The organism is Klebsiella sp. CN_Kp073 (genome assembly GCF_040065495.2).
Lineage (GTDB): Bacteria > Pseudomonadota > Gammaproteobacteria > Enterobacterales > Enterobacteriaceae > Klebsiella > Klebsiella aerogenes.
Genome location: NZ_CM198051.1, coordinates 3,787,442 through 3,805,720, shown reverse-complemented (window position 1 = coordinate 3,805,720; position 18,279 = coordinate 3,787,442). Strand labels below are relative to the sequence as shown.

Here is an 18,279-nt window from a genome sequence, read left to right as displayed (position 1 = left end):
TCAGTTCCGCTTTTCTTTGCCGCTTTCCCCAGAAGCCCCTTCCCACCGGGAGGGGAGACGGCATAAATGTAGCCAGTAGAAGGTGAACGCTTTCCGTAGCCCACCGAGCCAAACGCTCAGAAAAGACCCTCTCTGACCTTGATTTAATGTAATGAGAAGACGCGCTACCCATAGGCGCGTTAATACGCTATTGCAAATGCAAATAGTTATCAATAATATTATCAATAAATATTACCTTTGTTGATAAAAATCACGGTAAACATAGGGTTACTGACGGAATGCAAATAACGGGAAGTGATGACTGGTGGCGGGGGATCGCCGGCCCGCAGACTGAGGCGCTGGGCGACGCATATCGGGTGACCTTCTGGTGGCGCGATCCGGCCGGCAGCGAAACCACGTCGCCGATTCGGCGGGTGTGGATTTACATTACCGGCGTCACCGATCATCACCACAACGCGGCGCCGCAAACCCTGCAGCGCATCCCCGGTACCGATGCCTGGCGCTGGCAAACCACGCTCCCCGCCAGCTGGCGCGGCAGCTACTGTTTTATTCCCTCCGAACGCGACGACGATTTTTCCCCACAGCTTTTTAACGGTGAAGCGCCGGACCGCGCGCTGCTGCGCGAAGGCTGGCGCAAACTGCTGCCGCGGGCGATTGCCGATCCCCGCAATCCGCAAAGCTGGAAGGGGGGACGCGGCCACGCGGTCTCGGCGCTGGAACTGCCGCAGGCGCCGGAACAGCCGGGTTGGCATTATCGCGAGCCGGTTTCGCCTGCGCCGCGCTGTATTGAATGGCGCAGCCAGCGATTAGGTAACCAGCGACGAGTGTGGATTTACACCACCGGCAGTGGGACGGATCGCCCGCTGGCGGTCCTGCTTGACGGCCAGTTCTGGGCCGAAAGCATGCCGATTTTTGCGCCGTTGGCGGGACTGACGCGGGAAGGCCGCCTACCGCCGGCGGTCTATGTGCTGATCGACGTTATCGACAATCAACACCGCAGCGTCGAGCTGCCCTGCAACCGTGATTTCTGGCTGGCGGTACAGGAAGAACTGCTGCCGCAGGTGCACGCCGTGGCGCCATTCAGCGATCGCGCCGACCGGACGGTAGTGGCGGGGCAGAGCTTTGGCGGTCTGGCGGCGATGTATGCCGCGCTCCACTGGCCGCAGCGTTTTGGCTGCGTCCTGAGCCAGTCGGGGTCGTACTGGTGGCCGCAGCGCGGCAGTAGCCAGCCGGGGGTGATACTTGAACAACTGCAGCGCGGCGAACTTCGGCCGCAGGGGCTGCGTATCTGGCTGGAAGCCGGCGTGCGCGAACCGATTATTTTTCGCGCCAACCAGGCGCTTTTCGCGCAGCTGCGGCAGACCACGCCGTCCATTTTCTGGCGCCAGGTTGACGGCGGGCATGACGCGCTATGCTGGCGCGGCGGGCTGACGTCCGGGCTTATCCAGCTGTGGCAGTCTTTGCGCCGCGGGCAACAACACGCGCTTAACGAGGAGTGAGAGATGCAATTCAGCAACCCCTTCGATAATCCCCAAGGGCAGTTTTACATTCTGCGCAACGCACAGGGGCAATTTAGCCTGTGGCCGCATCACTGCGCGCTGCCGACAGGCTGGACGGTGGAGTGTCCGCCGCAGTCATTAGAGGCCTGTAACGCCTGGCTTGCCGCCAACTGGTCAACCCTTATTCCAGCGCACTACGCCTCCTGAGGAGCTTTCGATGAGTACACGTTTACCGCTGGTTGCGGCGCAGCCGGGGATTTGGATGGCTGAACGCCTTTCTACGCTACCCGGCGCCTGGAGCGTTGCCCACTATGTTGAACTGCGCGGCAATCTCGATTCGGCGCTGCTGAGTAAGGCTATCGTCGCCGGGCTTAAGCAGGCCGATACCCTGAGCATGCGCTTTTGCGAAGATAACGGCGAAGCGTGGCAGTGGGTTGATGACGCGCGCGAGTTTGCCGAGCCGCAAAACGTCGACCTGCGCCAGCAGGCCGATCCGCACATGGCCGCGCTGGCCCTGATGCAAAGCGATCTCGGGCAGAATCTGCGTGTCGATAGCGGTAATCCGCTGGTCTGCCATCAGCTCATGCGCGTTGGCGACGATTGCTGGTACTGGTATCAGCGCTATCACCATTTGCTGGTTGATGGCTTTAGCTTCCCGGCCATTACCCGCCAGATCGCCGCGATTTATCGCGCCTGGCAACGCGGGGAAGAGACGCCGGATTCACCGTTTACCTCGTTCGCCGAGGTGGTGGAAGAGTATCAGCGCTACTACGGCAGCGAGGCGTGGCAGCGCGATAAAGCCTTCTGGCAGGCGCAGCGTCAGGCGTTGCCGTCTCCGGCTTCGCTATCTGACGCGCCGCTGGCCGGGCGGGCGACCAGCAGTGATATCTGGCGCCTGAAACTGGAGGCCGATCCGGCTATCTTCAGCCAGCTCGCCGCCAGCGCGCCGCAGTGCCAGCGCGCCGATTTGGCGCTGGCGCTGACGACGTTATGGCTGGGACGGTTGTGCGGCTGCATGGATTACGCGGCGGGCTTTATCTTTATGCGCCGCATGGGATCGGCGGCGCTGACCGCTACCGGCCCGGTACTCAACGTACTGCCGCTGGCGGTGAATATCGACGCGCAGGAGACGCTGGCGCAGCTGGCGACGCGACTCTCCGGGCAGCTGAAAAAAATGCGCCGCCATCAGCGCTACGATGCTGAGCAAATTGTCCGCGATAGCGGCAAAGCGGCGGGCGACGAACCGCTGTTCGGCCCGGTGCTGAACATCAAAGTCTTTGATTACCAGTTGGATATCGACGGCGTGCAGGCGCAGACGCATACCCTCGCCACCGGCCCGGTGAATGACCTCGAGCTGGCACTGTTCCCGGACGAACGCGGCGGCCTGTCGCTGGAGATCCTCGCCAACAAAGCACGCTACGATGAGGCGACGCTGAACCGCCACGTATCGCGTCTGACATCGTTACTGGCGCAGTTTGCCGCCAATCCGGCGCTGCGCTGCGGCGAAGCGGAGATGCTGTCGGCGGAAGAAGGCGCGCAGCTGGCATTGATCAACAATACCGCGATGCCGCTGCCGACCACCACCCTCAGCGCGCTGGTGGCGGAACAGGCGCGGAAAACGCCGGATGCCCCGGCGCTGGCGGATGCCAACTGGCGCTTTAGCTACCGCGAAATGCGCCAGCAGGTGGTGGCGCTGGCCAACCTGCTGCGGCAACGCGGCGTGAAGCCGGGGGATAGCGTGGCGGTTGCCTTACCGCGTTCGGTGTTCCTGACGCTGGCGCTGCACGGCATTGTCGAAGCCGGCGCCGCCTGGCTGCCGCTGGACACCGGCTACCCGGATGACCGTCTGCGGATGATGCTGGAAGATGCGCGGCCTTCGCTGCTGATTACCTCTGACGATCAACTGGCCCGTTTTAGCGATATTCCTGGGCTGAGCAGCTTGTGTTATCAGCAGCCGCTGGCCGCTGAAGATGATACGCCGCTGGCGCTGTCAAAACCGGAACATACCGCCTATATCATCTTCACCTCCGGCTCCACCGGGCGGCCGAAAGGGGTGATGGTCGGCCAGACCGCCATCGTGAACCGCCTGCTGTGGATGCAAAATCACTATCCGTTAACCGCCGCCGATGTGGTGGCGCAGAAGACGCCGTGCAGCTTTGATGTCTCGGTATGGGAGTTCTGGTGGCCGTTTATGACCGGCGCGCAGTTGGTGATGGCGGCGCCGGAGGCGCATCGCGATCCGCAGGCGATGCAGCGGTTCTTCGCGCAGTACGGCGTGACCACCACCCACTTTGTTCCGTCGATGCTGGCGGCGTTTGTTGCCTCGCTGGATAGCGATAATGTGTCGTCCTGCCGGACGCTAAAACGCGTTTTCTGCAGCGGCGAAGCGCTGCCGACGGAACTGTGTCGCGAATGGGAACGCTTAACCGGCGCGCCGCTGCATAACCTGTACGGACCGACGGAAGCGGCGGTGGATGTCAGCTGGTATCCCGCCTGTGGGCCAGAGCTGGCGGCGGTCACCGGCAACAGCGTGCCCATCGGTTGGCCGGTATGGAACACTGGATTACGTATTCTTGATGCCGCCATGCGCCCGGTGCCGCCGGGCGTGGCGGGTGATTTGTACTTAACGGGCATTCAGCTGGCGCAGGGTTATATGGGGCGCCCGGATCTGACCGCCAGCCGCTTTATTGCCGACCCGTTTGCTCCCGGCGAGCGCATGTACCGCACCGGCGATGTGGCGCGCTGGCTGGATAACGGGGCGGTAGAGTATCTTGGCCGCAGCGACGATCAGTTGAAAATTCGCGGCCAGCGCATTGAGCTTGGCGAGATCGACCGGGTGATGGCGGCGCTGCCGGACGTCGCGCAGGCGGTGTGCCACGCCTGCGTCTTCAATCAGGCCGCGGCCACCGGCGGCGATGCCCGTCAGCTCGTCGGTTATCTGGTGAGCGAGTCCGGCCAGCCGTTGGACGTGGCGGCGCTGAAGGCGCGTCTTAGCGAACAGCTGCCGCCGCACATGGTGCCGGTGGTGCTGATCCAACTGGAATCCTTCCCGCTCAGCGCCAACGGTAAGCTGGACCGTAAAGCGCTACCGCTCCCCTCCTTAAGCAGCGAGCGCAGCGGTCGCCCGCCGCAATCGGCTACCGAAATGACCGTTGCCGCGGCGTTCAGCCAACTGCTGGGCTGCGAGGTAAATGATATCGACGCCGATTTCTTCGCCCTCGGCGGCCATTCGCTGCTGGCGATGCGGCTGGCGGCGCAGATTAGCCGCGAGCTGGCGCGGCAGGTGACGCCGGGGCAGGTGATGGTCGCTTCGACGGTCGGCAAGCTGAGCGCATTGCTGGCTTCCGACCTGAGCGACGAGCAGGCGCAGCGCCTGGGCTTTGATGCGCTGTTGCCGCTGCGCGAGAGCGATGGTCCGACGCTGTTCTGCTTCCATCCGGCTTCCGGTTTTGCCTGGCAGTTCAGCGTGCTGGCGCGTTATCTTAGCCCGCGCTGGTCGATTACCGGAATTCAGTCGCCGCGTCCGACGGGGCCAATGGCCTCCGCCGCCAACCTCGACGAGGTCTGCGAGCATCATCTGCGCACGCTTTTAGCGCAGCAGCCGCATGGGCCTTACTATCTGTTTGGCTATTCGCTCGGCGGAACGCTGGCGCAGGGGATTGCCGCCCGTTTACGCCAGCGCGGCGAAGAGGTGGCGTTCCTTGGCCTGCTCGATACCTGGCCGCCGGAGACGCAAAACTGGGCGGAGAAAGAGGCGAACGGTCTGGATCCCGAAGTGCTGGCGGAAATCGCCCGCGAGCGCGAAGCGTTTCTCGCCGCACAGCAGGGGCAGGCTTCCGGCGAGCTGTTCAGCGCGATTGAAGGTAACTACGCCGATGCGGTGCGCCTGTTGACGACCGCGCACAGCGCGAAGTTTGACGGTAAGGCAACGCTATTTGTGGCGGAGAAAACGCGCCAGAAAGGGATGGATCCGCAGGTCGCATGGGGGCCGTGGGTTGGCGAGCTGGAGGTGTTCAGCCAGAACTGCGCCCACGTCGAGATTATCTCGCCGCAGGCCTTTGAAGCGATAGGCCCGGTAGTGCGGGAGATTCTGGGGTAACGGTAGAGCTCGGGCTACCCGTTTTTGGTAGCCCGGCTCAGCGCAGCGCAAGCCGGGGATGCGATGGTAAAGAAAAGATTATCGGCGTCCCAGCGGCACCACCAGCGGCGTATGCGCCACCGGATCCTCGATGATCGTGCAGCGCAGGCCGTAGATACGCTCAATCAGATCCGCCGTGACGATCTCTTTCGGCGCGCCTTCGGCGACGATCTTACCGTCGCGCAGGGCGATCAGATGGGTGGCGTAACGACAGGCCTGATTGAGATCGTGCAGTACCGCCGCCAGCGTATATCCCTTCTCGCGATTCAGCTCGCTTAACAGTTCCAGCAGGTCGATCTGATGGCTGATATCAAGCCAGGTCGTCGGCTCATCAAGCAGCATAATCGCCGTCTCCTGCGCCAGTACCATTGCAATCCACGCCCGCTGGCGCTGGCCGCCGGAGAGGGTATCCACGCTCTGCAGCGCGAGGTCGACAATACCCGTCGCCCGCATCGCGTTATTTACCGCTGCTTCGTCCTCTTTACGCCAACGGGTAAACATCGGTTGGTGCGGATAGCGCCCGCGCGCCACCAGCTCCTGTACGGTGATATCGCCGGGCGTGGTGGCATTCTGCGCCAGCAGGCCGATCCGCTTCGCCACCTCTTTGCTGGCGTAGCGTTGGATCTGTTCGCCGTCGAGATAAACGTGTCCGCTGGACGGTGTCATCAGGCGGCTGAGGGTGCGCAGCAGGGTTGATTTACCGCAGCCGTTGGGGCCGATAATCGCCGTAAAATGGCCGTCAGGAATTGTGACGTTCAGCGATTCGGCGATGGTCTTTTTACCGTAGGCCAGGGTCAACTGGTCGCCGCGCAAACGGGAGGTGACAGCGGTCATTTTTTGCGGGACTCCTGAATTAATAACGCGATGAGGTAGATACCGCCAAGGCTGACGGTGACCACCCCGACCGGTAACTGATAAGGCATGAACAGGCGCTGAGCGCAGTAATCGGCCAGCGCCAGCAGCAGCGCGCCGCACAGCGCCGACTGGGTTAACCCCCAGCGCGCGGTGCCGCTTATCCGCCGGGCGATATGCGGCGCGACCAGCGCGACGAAAGAAATAGGCCCGGCCAGCGCGGTGGCGGAAGCGGTCAGCAACACCGCCACCAGCATCAGCAGCAGGCGCGAACGTTCGACCCGAACCCCCAGCGCGCAGGCGGTATCGTCGCCCATCTCCAGCAGCCGCATCCGCCGCGCCAGTAGGGCGCTGCACGCCAACATCAACAGGATAAGCGGCGCCGAAGGCCAGGTTTTGCCCCACGTCAGGCCGTTGAGCGAACCGGCATTCCACAATCCGGCGGAAAGGGCGGTCTCAAGCGACGCGCGCAGCAGCAGCCAGGTATTGAATGCCACCAGCATGGCGCGCACGCCGATGCCGATAATGATCAGGCGGAAGGTTTCTATGCCGTTGCGCCACGCCAGTAGCCACACCACCAGCGAGGTCAGCACGCCGCCGAGCATCGCCGCCAGCGCGATGGCGGTTAGGTTCTGGCCGAACATCACCATCGCTACCAGCACGCCGCTCCAGGCGCCGGTGTTGAAACCCATTACGTCCGGGCTACCCAGCGGATTACGCATCAATGACTGAAAAATGGCGCCGCTGACGCCAAGCCCGGCGCCGATAAGCAGCGCCATCAGCACGCGCGGCAGTCGCCATTCGGTGACCACCATGCTGACGCTGCGCGGTGCGTCGCCGAGTAGCGCGGAAATCACCTGTTCAGTGCTGAGCGGCACCAGGCCATTACCCAGACCGAACAGGGACACCAGCAAGCTCGCGAAAATCAGCAGCAGGCAGCAGAAAATCAGGCGGCGGGAGGGAGCTATCACAGCGCACCTCCTCGCGGCTGACGGCGAACCAGCCAGATCAGCACCGGCGCGCCGATAAAGGCGCTGACCACCGAAACGCGCAGTTCACCAGGCACCAACAGGCGGCCAATCACGTCGGCAAACAGCAACAGGGCAGGGGTGGCGAGCAGCGTAACCGGCAATGACCAGCGGTGATCCGCCCCCACCAGCCAGCGCGCCATATGCGGCATCATCAGGCCGATAAAGGCGATAGGGCCGACCAGCGCCGTCGCGCTGCCGCACAGGACGGTGATCGCCAGCAGGCCGATCAATTGGGTACGTGCGACCCGGCTACCGAGCGCGGTGGCGGTGTCGGCGCCGAGGCTCAGGCTGTTCAGCGCCCGGCTAAGAAACAGGGTTACCACGGCGGCAATCAGCACCGGCAGCAGGACTATTTTCAGCGTTTGCAGGGTGCGAATATCCAGCGAGCCGGCCTGCCAGAAGCGCAGCTGGTCATACACGTCCGGGTTGAGCAGGGCGATGCCGTTAGATAAACCTTCCAGTACCGCCGCCAGCGCCACGCCCGCGAGGGTCAGGCGCACCGGGCTGAGCTGGCCGCCGCCCCGGCTGCCGGTAAACGCGACCAGTAGCGACGCGGCGAAGGCTCCGCAGAAGGCCATCAGCAACTGCTCCTGCGGCGATGTTATGCCGAACAGCGCCGCGCCGAGCACGATGGCGAAGCTGGCGCCGGAGTTGACGCCGAGCAGGCCCGGGTCGGCCAACGGGTTACGGGTGAGGGTTTGCATTAGCGCGCCGGCGAGGCCAAGCGCGCAGCCGGCCAGCAATCCGGCCAGCGTACGCGGCAGGCGGGCATCCAGTACGATGGTACAGTCGGCGCTCTGACAACTGCCGGAAAAGGCATCGATAATCACCGAAGGCGGCAACGGTTTGGCGCCGATAAGCAGGCTGAGCGCAATCGCAAGAGCCAAAAGTAACAAGAGACCCGGCACGGCGACGGCGCGCACCGTGGTCGTAGAAAACGACATAGTTCAAATCCCTGATATGATAATGATAGTAATTATCGTTATCGATTTTATTCAGGTATGTTACCATGAGAAACCATAAAAATGGTATGAAAAATAACGACAAGGCCCTTGCATGAATCGACCTTCCCGGCTGCTTGATGTCAGCCTCCTGCGCACCCATCCGGCGTTCCGCGCCGTCTTTATCGCTCGCTTTATCTCGATCCTGTCGCTTGGCCTGCTAGGCGTGGCGATCCCGGTTCAAATCCAGACAATGACCCACTCGACCTGGCAGGTCGGACTGTCGGTAATGCTGACCGGTTGTTCGATGTTCGTTGGGCTGATGGTTGGCGGCGTGCTGGCCGACCGTTATGAGCGTAAACACCTGATCCTGCTGGCGCGTGGCACCTGCGGCGTGGGCTTCGTCGGCCTGTGCCTGAACGCCATGCTGCCGGAACCGTCGCTGGCGGCCATTTACCTGCTGGGGATTTGGGATGGCTTCTTCGCCTCCTTAGGGGTGACCGCGCTGCTGGCGGCGACGCCGGCGTTGGTGGGCCGCGAAAACCTGATGCAAGCCGGGGCGATCACCATGTTGACCGTGCGTCTCGGTTCGGTGATATCGCCGATGATCGGCGGGTTGCTGCTGGCGACCGGCGGCGTGGCCTGGAACTATGGCCTGGCGGCGGCGGGGACGTTCATTACCACCCTGACGCTGCTGCGTCTGCCGCTGCTGCCTCCGCCGCCGCAGCCGCGCGAGCATCCGCTGAAATCTCTGCTGGCGGGGCTTAAATTTCTCTTTAATAGCCCGCTTATTGGCGGTATTGCGCTGCTCGGCGGCCTGTTGACGATGGCCAGCGCGGTGCGGGTGCTTTATCCGGCGCTGGCGGAGGGCTGGCAGATGTCAAATTCGCAGATTGGCCTGTTGTACGCCGCCATTCCGCTTGGCGCGGCGCTGGGTGCGTTAACCAGCGGACAACTGGCGCATACCGCCAGGCCGGGGGCGTTGATGTTGACGACAACGGTGGGGTCGTTTGTGGCGATTGCGCTATTCAGCGTGATGCCGTTCTGGGCGCTGGGCGCGCTCTGTCTGGCGCTGTTTGGTTGGCTGAGCGCGATAAGTTCGCTGCTGCAGTACACGCTGATTCAGACGCAAACGCCGGAAAATATGCTGGGGCGCATTAATGGCCTGTGGACCGCGCAGAACGTGACCGGCGATGCTATTGGCGCGGCGCTGCTGGGGGGGTTAGGGGCGGTAATGACCCCGGTGGCTTCGGCCAGCGCCAGCGGCTGGGCGCTGGTGATTGTGGGAATATTACTGGTTGGCTTATTGCGCGAGCTACGCCGTTTTCAGCGTCCGGAGATGGTCAGCGAAAGTTAAATGCAACAATAGCAAAAAGGCCCCGGATTACTCCGGGGCCTGGCTTCACTTATAACACTTAGTACGCGCCGAGATCTTTCCAGACGTCGAACTGGCCGCAGTTCAGGTCCGGCTGGTTGCCCTGAGACCACCATTTCACCTGGTAGTTATGGCCTTTCCAGCTCACGGTTTCAAAGGTACCCCAGTTGCCGCCATAAACAGTATTGGCATTCCACTGCGGGTAAGGCGCGGCGGCATCGTCAGAAGGAACAACGTCATCATCCTTTGCCGGCACGTCATCGGCATCTTTTTCGTCGTCAGCCGGTTCATCAGCCGGCTCATCGGCTGGCTTGTCATCGCTCTGGCCATTCTGGGAAGCCACGACCACGGAGAGGATAAAGCGCTGCTGGGTTGACGGTTCGCCCCAGGTATCGCGAACGAACAGCGTGAAAGTAAATTCAGTGTCCGCGGTGACTTCCGGTACGTCGAACTCAATGACCGCGGCGGTTTTATCAGCGACATCAATCGCTGCCGGCACGCCCCAGCTGTAGCTCAGCTCGTCGCTATCTTCATCAGATGATTTTTCACCGGACAGGCGAACGCGGGAGCCGCCTACGACCATCATTTCAATCGCCGCTTCCGGCGCATGGTTTACCGTTGGTTCGGTTGGCTCATCTTCTGACTTATCGTCATCCTGTTCATCAGCAGGCACAACGTTGATGCCTTCGAAATAGAACGGGTCCATATCGATAACTTCAGAAGCGATTTCATACCCCAGACCTTCACGGGCGGCGTTAACCAGCACGCCGTTATCATGGTCAATAGTCCAGGTAAACAGACCGCCCAGCCCCAGGCTGGCAGCGTATTCGCCTTTGGCTTTGACGGTGCGCGGGGTATCCAGCGACATGAAGAGTTTGGATTCCGGGTTGTAGAGGAAGTCAGCATCAGCTACCTGGTCGGTGTAGACGTTGAAGCCGTTACGGCCTTTCTGGTTTTCCAGGTCCAGGTAGTTGTAAATGACGTCATACCATTCGTTGGTGCCGGATTCAAATGTACCGACAGTGGTACCGTTACCCGGGTTATAGGTGCCTTTCAGCGGCGACAGCGATTCCAGCTCGGCATTGCGGCCGTTACGGGTATAGCCGGCGTAACCGATGTTGATGCGCTCAGCCGGGAAACCTTCCGCCAGCAGGTGTTCAACAATGGTGTTTATCGCCCAGTCGCCTTGCTCAATGGCTTTCAGGTTGGTGTGGTGGGTGATGCTTTCCGCCCACGGGGTGCCGAAGAAGTCATAGGTCATGACGTTGATGCCGTACAGACCGGCATTCATCAGCGCTTTGACGTTGGAATAACCAAACGTTTTTACTACCGCGGAGCTGGCAATGGAGATTTTGACATCGCTCAGGCCGGCGGAATCGAGCTGTTTACGCAGTTCACCAATCAGCAGGGCGTAATTATCGCCATCTTCCGGGCCGTATGGGTTACCGGCGCCTTCGGCGTTCGGGTATTCCCAGTCGATATCCACTTCGCTGAACATCGGGAACTGTTTGAACAGTTTCACCACGCCTTTGGCGAAGGTTTTACGGGCGGAATCCGACGCCGCGGTTTCATGGAAACCGTTGCTCATGGTCCAGCCGCCGATGCTCATTGACAGCACCAGGTTGTGGCCCTGCTGTTTGGCTTTCGCCTGCAGGTCACGCAGACCGCCGAGCAGGCCTTTGGTGTTTGTCTGGGTTACGGTTTTCGGATCAACATCCCAGCCGCTGACGCTGTGGCCAACGTTAACGTAAGACTGGAAATCGCCCCACGGATCAAGGAAGGTCGGTTCATATTTCACTTTGCCGCACTGCTCTGCCCCTTCTGCCACCACATCACGCCACTGACCATCCACTTTATGGAAGCCGGTTACGCCGACGAAGCCAACGATGATTTTATCGTAAGCGGTAGGGGAGACGTTAGTCAGGTCGTAGCCGCGGCCGCGGTTATCTTTCGCATCGCTGCCCTGCAGGCGGCCATCGTACTGAGACCAGTCGGTGTAATAACCGAATACTTTAGGTTTGTTGGTTGCGCTTTTGTATTTGTTATACACCGGTTTGGCGACGCGGTCCGAAGTATAGCTGTAGTTGCTGACTTCCGTTGCCGGGTTAAAACCATCTGCAGCGTTACTGGTTTCGGTCAGGGTATCGCCCTTAATCAATTTGCTTGTCGTCACGGTAATTTCCTTATGAGTTGAATGTCCACCTCAAGTGGTGTGAGGCAGATATTCGAGGAACGCGGCGGCGATGGCTAATCACAAAACAACACCTCAAACGATGATGATTCGCGTGAGGCGCCGATGAGGTCTCAAGTGGGGAAGGCAATAAAAAGTTCTTTTATAACAAAAGGATGATGTAGTTGATGATGTGAAATGAGATCCCGGCTCCAGGGCCGGGAAGAGAATCAGGCAAAGAGCGCCGATAAACGTTGTAGCACCAGCATGGCGCTGTAGTAGTCAAGACGGAAGGTTTCCGTCCCCAGCGGATAAACGCGCTTTGCGGCAACGGCTGGCAAATGCGCCAGTAGCGGATTGGCGTAAATTGCCCCGGCGTCTTTCTCGTCGCCGGCGAACAGGAACAGGCTTTCGCCGTTAATTCCGGCGGCCAGGTTTTCGCCGCCCAACTGCACGATATCGTGACGCTTACCCTGGCTCTGGCTGGCGTGCAGACCACCCGGCAGTGTCGCCAGCTTAAAGCCTAACTGTTCCAGCATCTGACCCTGCGCTGATTCCGGCGTCCAGATATTGGCGCTATGCGCCGCGGCGGTATAAACCAGCGCGGTGACCGGCTGCGGCGGCAACTTCAGTTTCTCTTTTAACGAAACGAGCTGTTTATTGAACTCGGCAATGCGCGCGTCCGCCTGCTTTTCATGACCGGTAATATGTCCCAATTGGGTTAGAAGCGTCTGCCAGCTTTTATCGTCGTAGTTGATGATAAGGGTCGGCGCGATAGTCGAAAGCTGGTCGTACAGCGCCAGCGCGGAATCGCCGCCGGTGGCGCTAATCAGGATCAGATCCGGCATCTGCGCCGCTACCGCTTCGGCGCTGGGTTCGCCAATATACAGTCGCGCTAGTTTGCGCTTTTTAGCGATATCGCCCCACTGGCGCAGAAAGCCCTGTGCATCGGCCACGCGGTTATTCGGCGTGGTCGCGCCGCTGGCGACCACCGGCGCATCAATAGCCAGCAACGAACCGGTGAGGGTGACGCTGGTTGAGACTATGCGCAGCGGCTGGCTTTCCAGCGTATGGGTACCGCGACTGTCGGTGATCTGACGCGGCCAGTCCGCCGCCAGCGCTGAGGTAATTCCTAAAAGGCACAGCCCGCTGGCGAGTAAAGTACGACGGCAAAAAGTGGCAAAATTCACGAATTCGCATCCTGAGTCAGTTGTAGTAAATACGTCTCATTTTCAACTTTGTGTAACCCGGATGCAAGTTTAAGTCGCATAACCTGCTGTTTGTGCGGTTGACAAGGAGAGCAATACCTTTTAGGTTAGCCAACAAAAATATAAATGATAATTATTCTTAATATCTTTATCGTTTTTGGAGGATGATATGGAAACGTCACTGGCTGAGGATGTACAGGAAAAAACGCAGACCCTGTCGCCGCAAAGCTTCTTCTTTATGTCGCCGTACCGCAGCTTCAGTACCACCGGCTGTTTTAGCCGTTTTTCCCAACCTGCAGTCGGTGGTGATTCGCTGAACGGCGAGTTTCAGCAGAAAATGGCGGCCGCATTTGCCGAAGCCCGCGCGGCGGGGATCCGCAAGCCGGTCATGGTCGGGGCGATCCCGTTCGACACCAATCAGCCTTCCGAACTCTATATCCCCGAACGCTGGGAATCTTTCTCCCGTACCGACAAACAACAGTCCGCGCGTTACGCGGCGCCGCTCAAGGCTATGGATGTTGTCGATCGTCAGGAGATCCCGGAGCAGGACGAGTTTCTGGCGATGGTAGAACGTGCCGCCGCGCTGACGGCGACTCCCGAAGTCGACAAAGTGGTGCTCTCCAGGCTGATTGATATCACTACCCGCGACCGGGTCGATAGCGGCGCGCTGCTGGAACGGCTGATCGCCCAGAACCCGGCGAGCTTTAACTTCCATGTCCCGTTGTCAGACGGCGGGGTACTGCTGGGCGCCAGTCCGGAACTGCTGTTGCGTAAAGAAGGGCTGCACTTCAGTTCTCTGCCGCTGGCCGGCTCCGCCCGCCGCCAGCCTGACGATGTGCTGGATCGGGAAGCGGGCAACAAGCTGCTGGCGTCAGGCAAAGATCGCCATGAGCATGATCTGGTCACGCAGGCGATGAAGAGCGTGCTTGGCCCGCGCAGCAGTCAGCTGTCGCTACCGGAATCGCCGCAGCTGATTACCACCCCGACGCTCTGGCATCTGGCGACGCCGATCGAAGGTACGGCGCTGGCGGAAGAAAACGCCATGTCGCTGGCCTGTCTGCTGCATCCGACTCCGGCGCTGAGCGGCTTCCCGCATCAGGTGGCAAAGCGGCTGATAGCCGAGCTCGAACCGTTCGATCGCCAGCTGTTTGGCGGCATCGTCGGCTGGTGCGACGACGAAGGCAACGGCGAATGGGTGGTGACCATCCGCTGCGCGCGCCTGCATCAACGCTCGCTGCGCCTGTTTGCCGGTGCGGGTATCGTTCCGGCCTCCTCGCCGCTGGGCGAATGGCGCGAAACCGGCGTCAAATTGACCACCATGCTCAACGTATTTGGCTTGAATTAAGAGGCAAGGATGATTGCATTTACCCGTTGGCCGGAAGAGTTTGCGGCCCGCTATCGTCAAAAAGGTTATTGGCAGGATCTGCCGTTAACCAATCTGATTACCCGTCATGCGCAAAATGACGCCGTGGCGATTATCGACGGCGAGCGGCAGATTAGCTACCGCCAGTTTAACCAGCTGGTGGATAACCTCGCGTCCTCCCTGCAGCATCAGGGACTCAAGCGCGGAGAAACCGCGCTGGTGCAGCTTGGCAACGTCGCTGAGTTTTACATTACCTTCTTTGCGCTGCTGCGTATCGGCGTCGCTCCGGTTAACGCCTTGTTTAGCCACCAGCGCAGCGAACTCAACGCCTATGCCGCGCAGATTAAACCGGTGCTGCTGATTGCCGATCGTGAGCACGCGCTGTTTGCTGACGATAGTTTCCTTAATGGTTTTATCGCTGAGCATCCTTCGCTGCGCGTCGCGCTGCTGCGTAACGACGGCGGCGAACGCGATCTGGCAACGGAAATTAACCGCACGGCGGATAACTTTGTCGCCAATCCGACGCCGGCTGACGAAGTCGCCTTTTTCCAGCTCTCCGGCGGCAGTACCGGGACGCCGAAGCTTATCCCACGAACCCATAACGATTACGACTACAGTATCCGCCGCAGCAACGAGATCTGCGGTATTAACGCCGATACGCGCTATCTCAACGCATTGCCAGCGGCGCACAACTATGCGATGAGCTCGCCGGGCTCACTGGGCGTCTTTCTTGCCGGCGGCCGGGTGATCCTCGCCGCCGACCCGAGCGCCACGCTCTGTTTCCCGCTGATTGAAAAGCATCAGATAAACGTCGCTTCTCTGGTGCCGCCGGCGGTCAGCCTGTGGCTGCAGGCTATTCATGAATGGGGCGGCAACGCGCAACTGCAATCGCTGCAGCTGTTGCAGGTTGGCGGAGCGCGCCTGTCCGCGACGCTCGCCGCGCGTATCCCGGCGGAAATCGGCTGCCAGCTGCAGCAGGTGTTCGGCATGGCCGAGGGGCTGGTTAACTACACCCGCCTCAACGATAGCCCGCAGCGAATTATCAACACCCAGGGTTGCCCGATGTGCCCGGACGACGAAGTGTGGGTAGCGGATGCCGATGGCAACCCGCTGCCGCGCGGCGAAGTGGGCCGTCTGATGACCCGCGGCCCTTATACCTTCCGCGGCTACTACAACAGCCCGCAACATAACGCGGAAGCCTTTGATGCCGATGGATTTTACTGCTCAGGCGATCTGATTTCGATCGATGAAGATGGCTATATCACCGTCCAGGGGCGGGAAAAAGATCAGATCAACCGCGGCGGCGAGAAGATCGCCGCTGAAGAGATCGAAAACCTGCTGCTGCGTCATGAGGCGGTGATCCACGCCGCGTTGGTCAGCATTGAAGACAATCTGCTCGGCGAGAAGAGCTGCGCTTATCTGGTGGTGACCTCGCCGCTGCGCGCCGTCGCGGTACGTCGCTTTCTGCGCGAGCAGGGCGTGGCCGAATTTAAATTGCCGGATCGCGTGGAGTGCGTTGCCGCGCTGCCGCTGACGCCGGTGGGCAAAGTCGATAAAAAACAATTACGTCAGTGGCTGGCCGAAGGCAAGCTGGGCTGAAGGAGAACAGAAAATGGCAATCCCTAAATTACAGGCTTACGCGCTGCCGGAAGCCAGCGATATTCCGGCGAACAAAGTTAACTGGGCCTTTGAGCCGTCGCGCGCCGCGCTGCTGATCCACGATATGCAGGAGTATTTCCTCAACTTCTGGGGCGAAAACAGCGCGATGATGGAGAAAGTGGTGGCTAATATCGCCGCCCTGCGCGATTTCTGCAAACAAAACGGTATTCCGGTGTACTACACCGCCCAGCCGAAAGAGCAGAGCGATGAAGATCGCGCCCTGTTGAATGATATGTGGGGGCCGGGGTTGACCCGCTCGCCGGAACAGCAGCAGGTGATTGCCGCGCTGGCGCCGGATGAACAGGATACGGTGCTGGTGAAATGGCGCTACAGCGCGTTTCATCGCTCGCCGCTTGAAGAGATGCTGAAAGAGACCGGCCGCGACCAGCTGATCATCACCGGCGTTTACGCCCATATCGGCTGCATGACTACCGCCACAGATGCTTTTATGCGCGATATCAAACCGTTCTTTGTCGCCGACGCGCTGGCGGATTTCAGCCGCGAAGAACATTTGATGGCGCTGAAATACGTCGCCGGCCGTTCCGGACGCGTGGTAATGACCGAAGAGCTGCTGCCGCTGCCGGCCTCCAAAGCGGCGCTGCGCGCGCTGATCCTGCCGCTGCTCGACGAATCCGACGAACCGCTGGATGATGAAAACCTGATCGACTACGGCCTGGATTCGGTGCGCATGATGGCGCTGGCCGCCCGCTGGCGCAAAGTGCACGGCGATATCGACTTCGTGATGCTGGCGAAGAATCCGACCATCGACGCCTGGTGGGCGCTGCTCTCCCGCGAGGTGAAATAATGGCGGCGCTGGATTTTCGCGGTCAGACCGTGTGGGTGACCGGCGCAGGTAAAGGCATTGGCTATGCCACCGCGTTGGCTTTCGTCGAGGCCGGGGCCAACGTCACCGGTTTCGACCTTGCCTTTGCCGGCGAAGGCTACCCGTTTGCCACCGAAACGCTGGACGTCGCCGATGCCGACCAGGTACGTGACGTGTGCACGCGTTTGCTCAACGACATCGAACGACTGGATGTACTGGTGAATGCAGCCGGGATCTTGCGCATGGGCGCGACAGATCAACTGAGCGCGGAGGACTGGCAGCAAACCTTCGCGGTGAACGTTGGCGGCGCGTTTAATCTGTTTCAGCAGACGATGGCGCAGTTCCGTCGTCAGCGTGGCGGGGCGATCGTCACCGTCGCTTCCGATGCCGCGCATACGCCGCGTATCGGCATGAGCGCCTATGGCGCTTCGAAAGCGGCGCTGAAAAGCCTGGCGTTGACCGTCGGACTTGAGCTGGCAGGCAGCGGCGTACGCTGCAACCTGGTGTCGCCTGGCTCCACCGATACCGACATGCAACGTACTCTGTGGGTCAATGACGATGCGGAACAGCAGCGGATCCGCGGATTTGGCGAGCAGTTTAAGCTTGGCATCCCGCTGGGCAAAATCGCCCGCCCGCAGGAGATCGCCAATACCATTTTGTTCCTCGCCTCTTCTCACGCCAGCCATATCACGCTGCAGGATATTGTGGTCGATGGCGGCTCGACGCTGGGGGCGTAAATGGCCTGGAAACGAGAGCTCACGCTTGCGGCATTGAACGCCAGTAGCGAAAACACCATGGTGGCGCATCTTGGCATCGTCTACACCCGGCTGGAAGAGGGGCTGCTGGAGGCGGAGATGCCGGTGGATGCGCGCACGCATCAGCCGTTTGGCCTGCTGCACGGCGGCGCTTCCGCGGCGCTGGCGGAGACGCTGGGCTCGATGGCCGGTTGGCTGATGACCGAGGATGGGCAGTGCGTGGTGGGCACCGAGCTTAACGCTAGCCACCATCGTCCGGTCTCCAGCGGGAAAGTACGAGGCGAATGCCGACCGCTGCATCTTGGCCGCCAGAGTCAGAGCTGGGAAATTGTGGTGTATGACGAAAGGGGGCGGCGCTGCTGCACCTGTCGTCTGGGTACCGCGGTGCTAGGCTAAGAAGCCGCTATTTCCCCGGCTTGCGCTGCGCTGAGCCGGGCTACGGATCGGCGCCTTCTCCGGGCTAGC

General features: G+C 60.7%; 14 protein-coding genes. 9 read left to right on the top strand and 5 right to left on the bottom strand.

Annotated elements, in window-relative coordinates; all coding sequences use genetic code 11:
* Positions 1-278: 278 nt before the first annotated feature.
* Genes fes through entF form a run of 3 tightly spaced genes read left to right on the top strand, consistent with a single transcriptional unit; the run spans position 279 to position 5,598 of the window.
* Positions 279-1,499 (top strand): enterochelin esterase, encoded by a 1,221-nt coding sequence (gene fes / locus ABLV66_RS18490; protein ID WP_049061779.1) that lies wholly within the window; start codon positions 279-281, stop codon positions 1,497-1,499.
* 3 nt (positions 1,500-1,502) lie between these two features.
* A complete protein-coding gene (locus tag ABLV66_RS18485; protein WP_045392859.1) occupies positions 1,503-1,706 on the top strand; it encodes an MbtH family protein in 204 nt (67 codons plus the stop codon).
* 10 nt (positions 1,707-1,716) lie between these two features.
* The gene (gene entF, locus ABLV66_RS18480) at positions 1,717-5,598 is read left to right on the top strand and encodes an enterobactin non-ribosomal peptide synthetase EntF (protein ID WP_348876269.1); all 3,882 of its coding nucleotides are present in this window, start codon (positions 1,717-1,719) and stop codon (positions 5,596-5,598) included.
* Positions 5,599-5,676: 78 nt separating this feature from the next.
* On the opposite strand, the gene fepC is transcribed toward entF, so the two are convergent.
* Genes fepC through fepD form a run of 3 tightly spaced genes read right to left on the bottom strand, consistent with a single transcriptional unit; the run spans position 5,677 to position 8,464 of the window.
* Entirely contained in the window at positions 5,677-6,471 is a 795-nt protein-coding gene (gene fepC, locus ABLV66_RS18475) for an iron-enterobactin ABC transporter ATP-binding protein (protein WP_045381376.1), read from the bottom strand.
* The gene (gene fepG / locus ABLV66_RS18470; RefSeq protein ID WP_315709661.1) at positions 6,468-7,460 is read right to left on the bottom strand and encodes an iron-enterobactin ABC transporter permease; all 993 of its coding nucleotides are present in this window, start codon (positions 7,458-7,460) and stop codon (positions 6,468-6,470) included. The genes fepC and fepG overlap by 4 nt, the downstream gene beginning before the upstream one ends.
* A complete protein-coding gene (gene fepD, locus ABLV66_RS18465; protein ID WP_348876268.1) occupies positions 7,457-8,464 on the bottom strand; it encodes a Fe(3+)-siderophore ABC transporter permease in 1,008 nt (335 codons plus the stop codon). The genes fepG and fepD overlap by 4 nt, the downstream gene beginning before the upstream one ends.
* A gap of 112 nt (positions 8,465-8,576) precedes the next feature.
* On the opposite strand from fepD, the gene entS reads away from it, so the two are divergent.
* Positions 8,577-9,818, top strand: a complete 1,242-nt coding sequence (entS, locus tag ABLV66_RS18460) for an enterobactin transporter EntS (RefSeq protein ID WP_045392871.1) — start codon at positions 8,577-8,579, stop codon at positions 9,816-9,818.
* Positions 9,819-9,876: 58 nt separating this feature from the next.
* Here the strand turns inward: entS and ABLV66_RS18455 are convergent, their stop codons facing one another.
* Positions 9,877-12,009 (bottom strand): glycoside hydrolase family 18 protein, encoded by a 2,133-nt coding sequence (locus ABLV66_RS18455; protein WP_047049363.1) that lies wholly within the window; start codon positions 12,007-12,009, stop codon positions 9,877-9,879.
* A 227-nt stretch (positions 12,010-12,236) separates the two neighbouring features.
* Entirely contained in the window at positions 12,237-13,196 is a 960-nt protein-coding gene (fepB, locus tag ABLV66_RS18450; RefSeq protein WP_047049361.1) for a Fe2+-enterobactin ABC transporter substrate-binding protein, read from the bottom strand.
* A 187-nt stretch (positions 13,197-13,383) separates the two neighbouring features.
* On the opposite strand from fepB, the gene entC reads away from it, so the two are divergent.
* Genes entC through entH form a run of 5 tightly spaced genes read left to right on the top strand, consistent with a single transcriptional unit; the run spans position 13,384 to position 18,210 of the window.
* Complete coding sequence (gene entC, locus ABLV66_RS18445; protein WP_047049358.1) at positions 13,384-14,559, top strand: isochorismate synthase EntC; 1,176 nt, start codon at positions 13,384-13,386, stop codon at positions 14,557-14,559.
* Between the two features lie 9 nt (positions 14,560-14,568).
* Positions 14,569-16,176: a (2,3-dihydroxybenzoyl)adenylate synthase EntE gene (gene entE, locus ABLV66_RS18440; protein ID WP_047077900.1), complete on the top strand. Its 1,608-nt coding sequence runs from the start codon at positions 14,569-14,571 to the stop codon at positions 16,174-16,176.
* Positions 16,177-16,189: 13 nt separating this feature from the next.
* Positions 16,190-17,041: an enterobactin biosynthesis bifunctional isochorismatase/aryl carrier protein EntB gene (gene entB / locus ABLV66_RS18435; protein WP_015367768.1), complete on the top strand. Its 852-nt coding sequence runs from the start codon at positions 16,190-16,192 to the stop codon at positions 17,039-17,041.
* Complete coding sequence (entA, locus tag ABLV66_RS18430; RefSeq protein WP_047077899.1) at positions 17,041-17,796, top strand: 2,3-dihydro-2,3-dihydroxybenzoate dehydrogenase EntA; 756 nt, start codon at positions 17,041-17,043, stop codon at positions 17,794-17,796. The genes entB and entA overlap by 1 nt, the downstream gene beginning before the upstream one ends.
* Complete coding sequence (gene entH / locus ABLV66_RS18425) at positions 17,797-18,210, top strand: proofreading thioesterase EntH (protein ID WP_047049345.1); 414 nt, start codon at positions 17,797-17,799, stop codon at positions 18,208-18,210. It abuts the gene before it with no gap.
* The last annotated feature ends 69 nt before the right edge of the window (positions 18,211-18,279 follow it).

Coding starts and splice junctions, on each gene's coding strand:
- ABLV66_RS18485 (WP_045392859.1), top strand. CDS start 1,503: ATGCAATTCAGCAACCCCTTCGATAATCCCCAAGGGCAGTTTTACATT.
- fepC (WP_045381376.1), bottom strand. CDS start 6,471: ATGACCGCTGTCACCTCCCGTTTGCGCGGCGACCAGTTGACCCTGGCC.
- entE (WP_047077900.1), top strand. CDS start 14,569: ATGATTGCATTTACCCGTTGGCCGGAAGAGTTTGCGGCCCGCTATCGT.
- entS (WP_045392871.1), top strand. CDS start 8,577: ATGAATCGACCTTCCCGGCTGCTTGATGTCAGCCTCCTGCGCACCCAT.
- entH (WP_047049345.1), top strand. CDS start 17,797: ATGGCCTGGAAACGAGAGCTCACGCTTGCGGCATTGAACGCCAGTAGC.
- fes (WP_049061779.1), top strand. CDS start 279: ATGCAAATAACGGGAAGTGATGACTGGTGGCGGGGGATCGCCGGCCCG.
- fepD (WP_348876268.1), bottom strand. CDS start 8,464: ATGTCGTTTTCTACGACCACGGTGCGCGCCGTCGCCGTGCCGGGTCTC.
- entA (WP_047077899.1), top strand. CDS start 17,041: ATGGCGGCGCTGGATTTTCGCGGTCAGACCGTGTGGGTGACCGGCGCA.
- entB (WP_015367768.1), top strand. CDS start 16,190: ATGGCAATCCCTAAATTACAGGCTTACGCGCTGCCGGAAGCCAGCGAT.
- entF (WP_348876269.1), top strand. CDS start 1,717: ATGAGTACACGTTTACCGCTGGTTGCGGCGCAGCCGGGGATTTGGATG.
- entC (WP_047049358.1), top strand. CDS start 13,384: ATGGAAACGTCACTGGCTGAGGATGTACAGGAAAAAACGCAGACCCTG.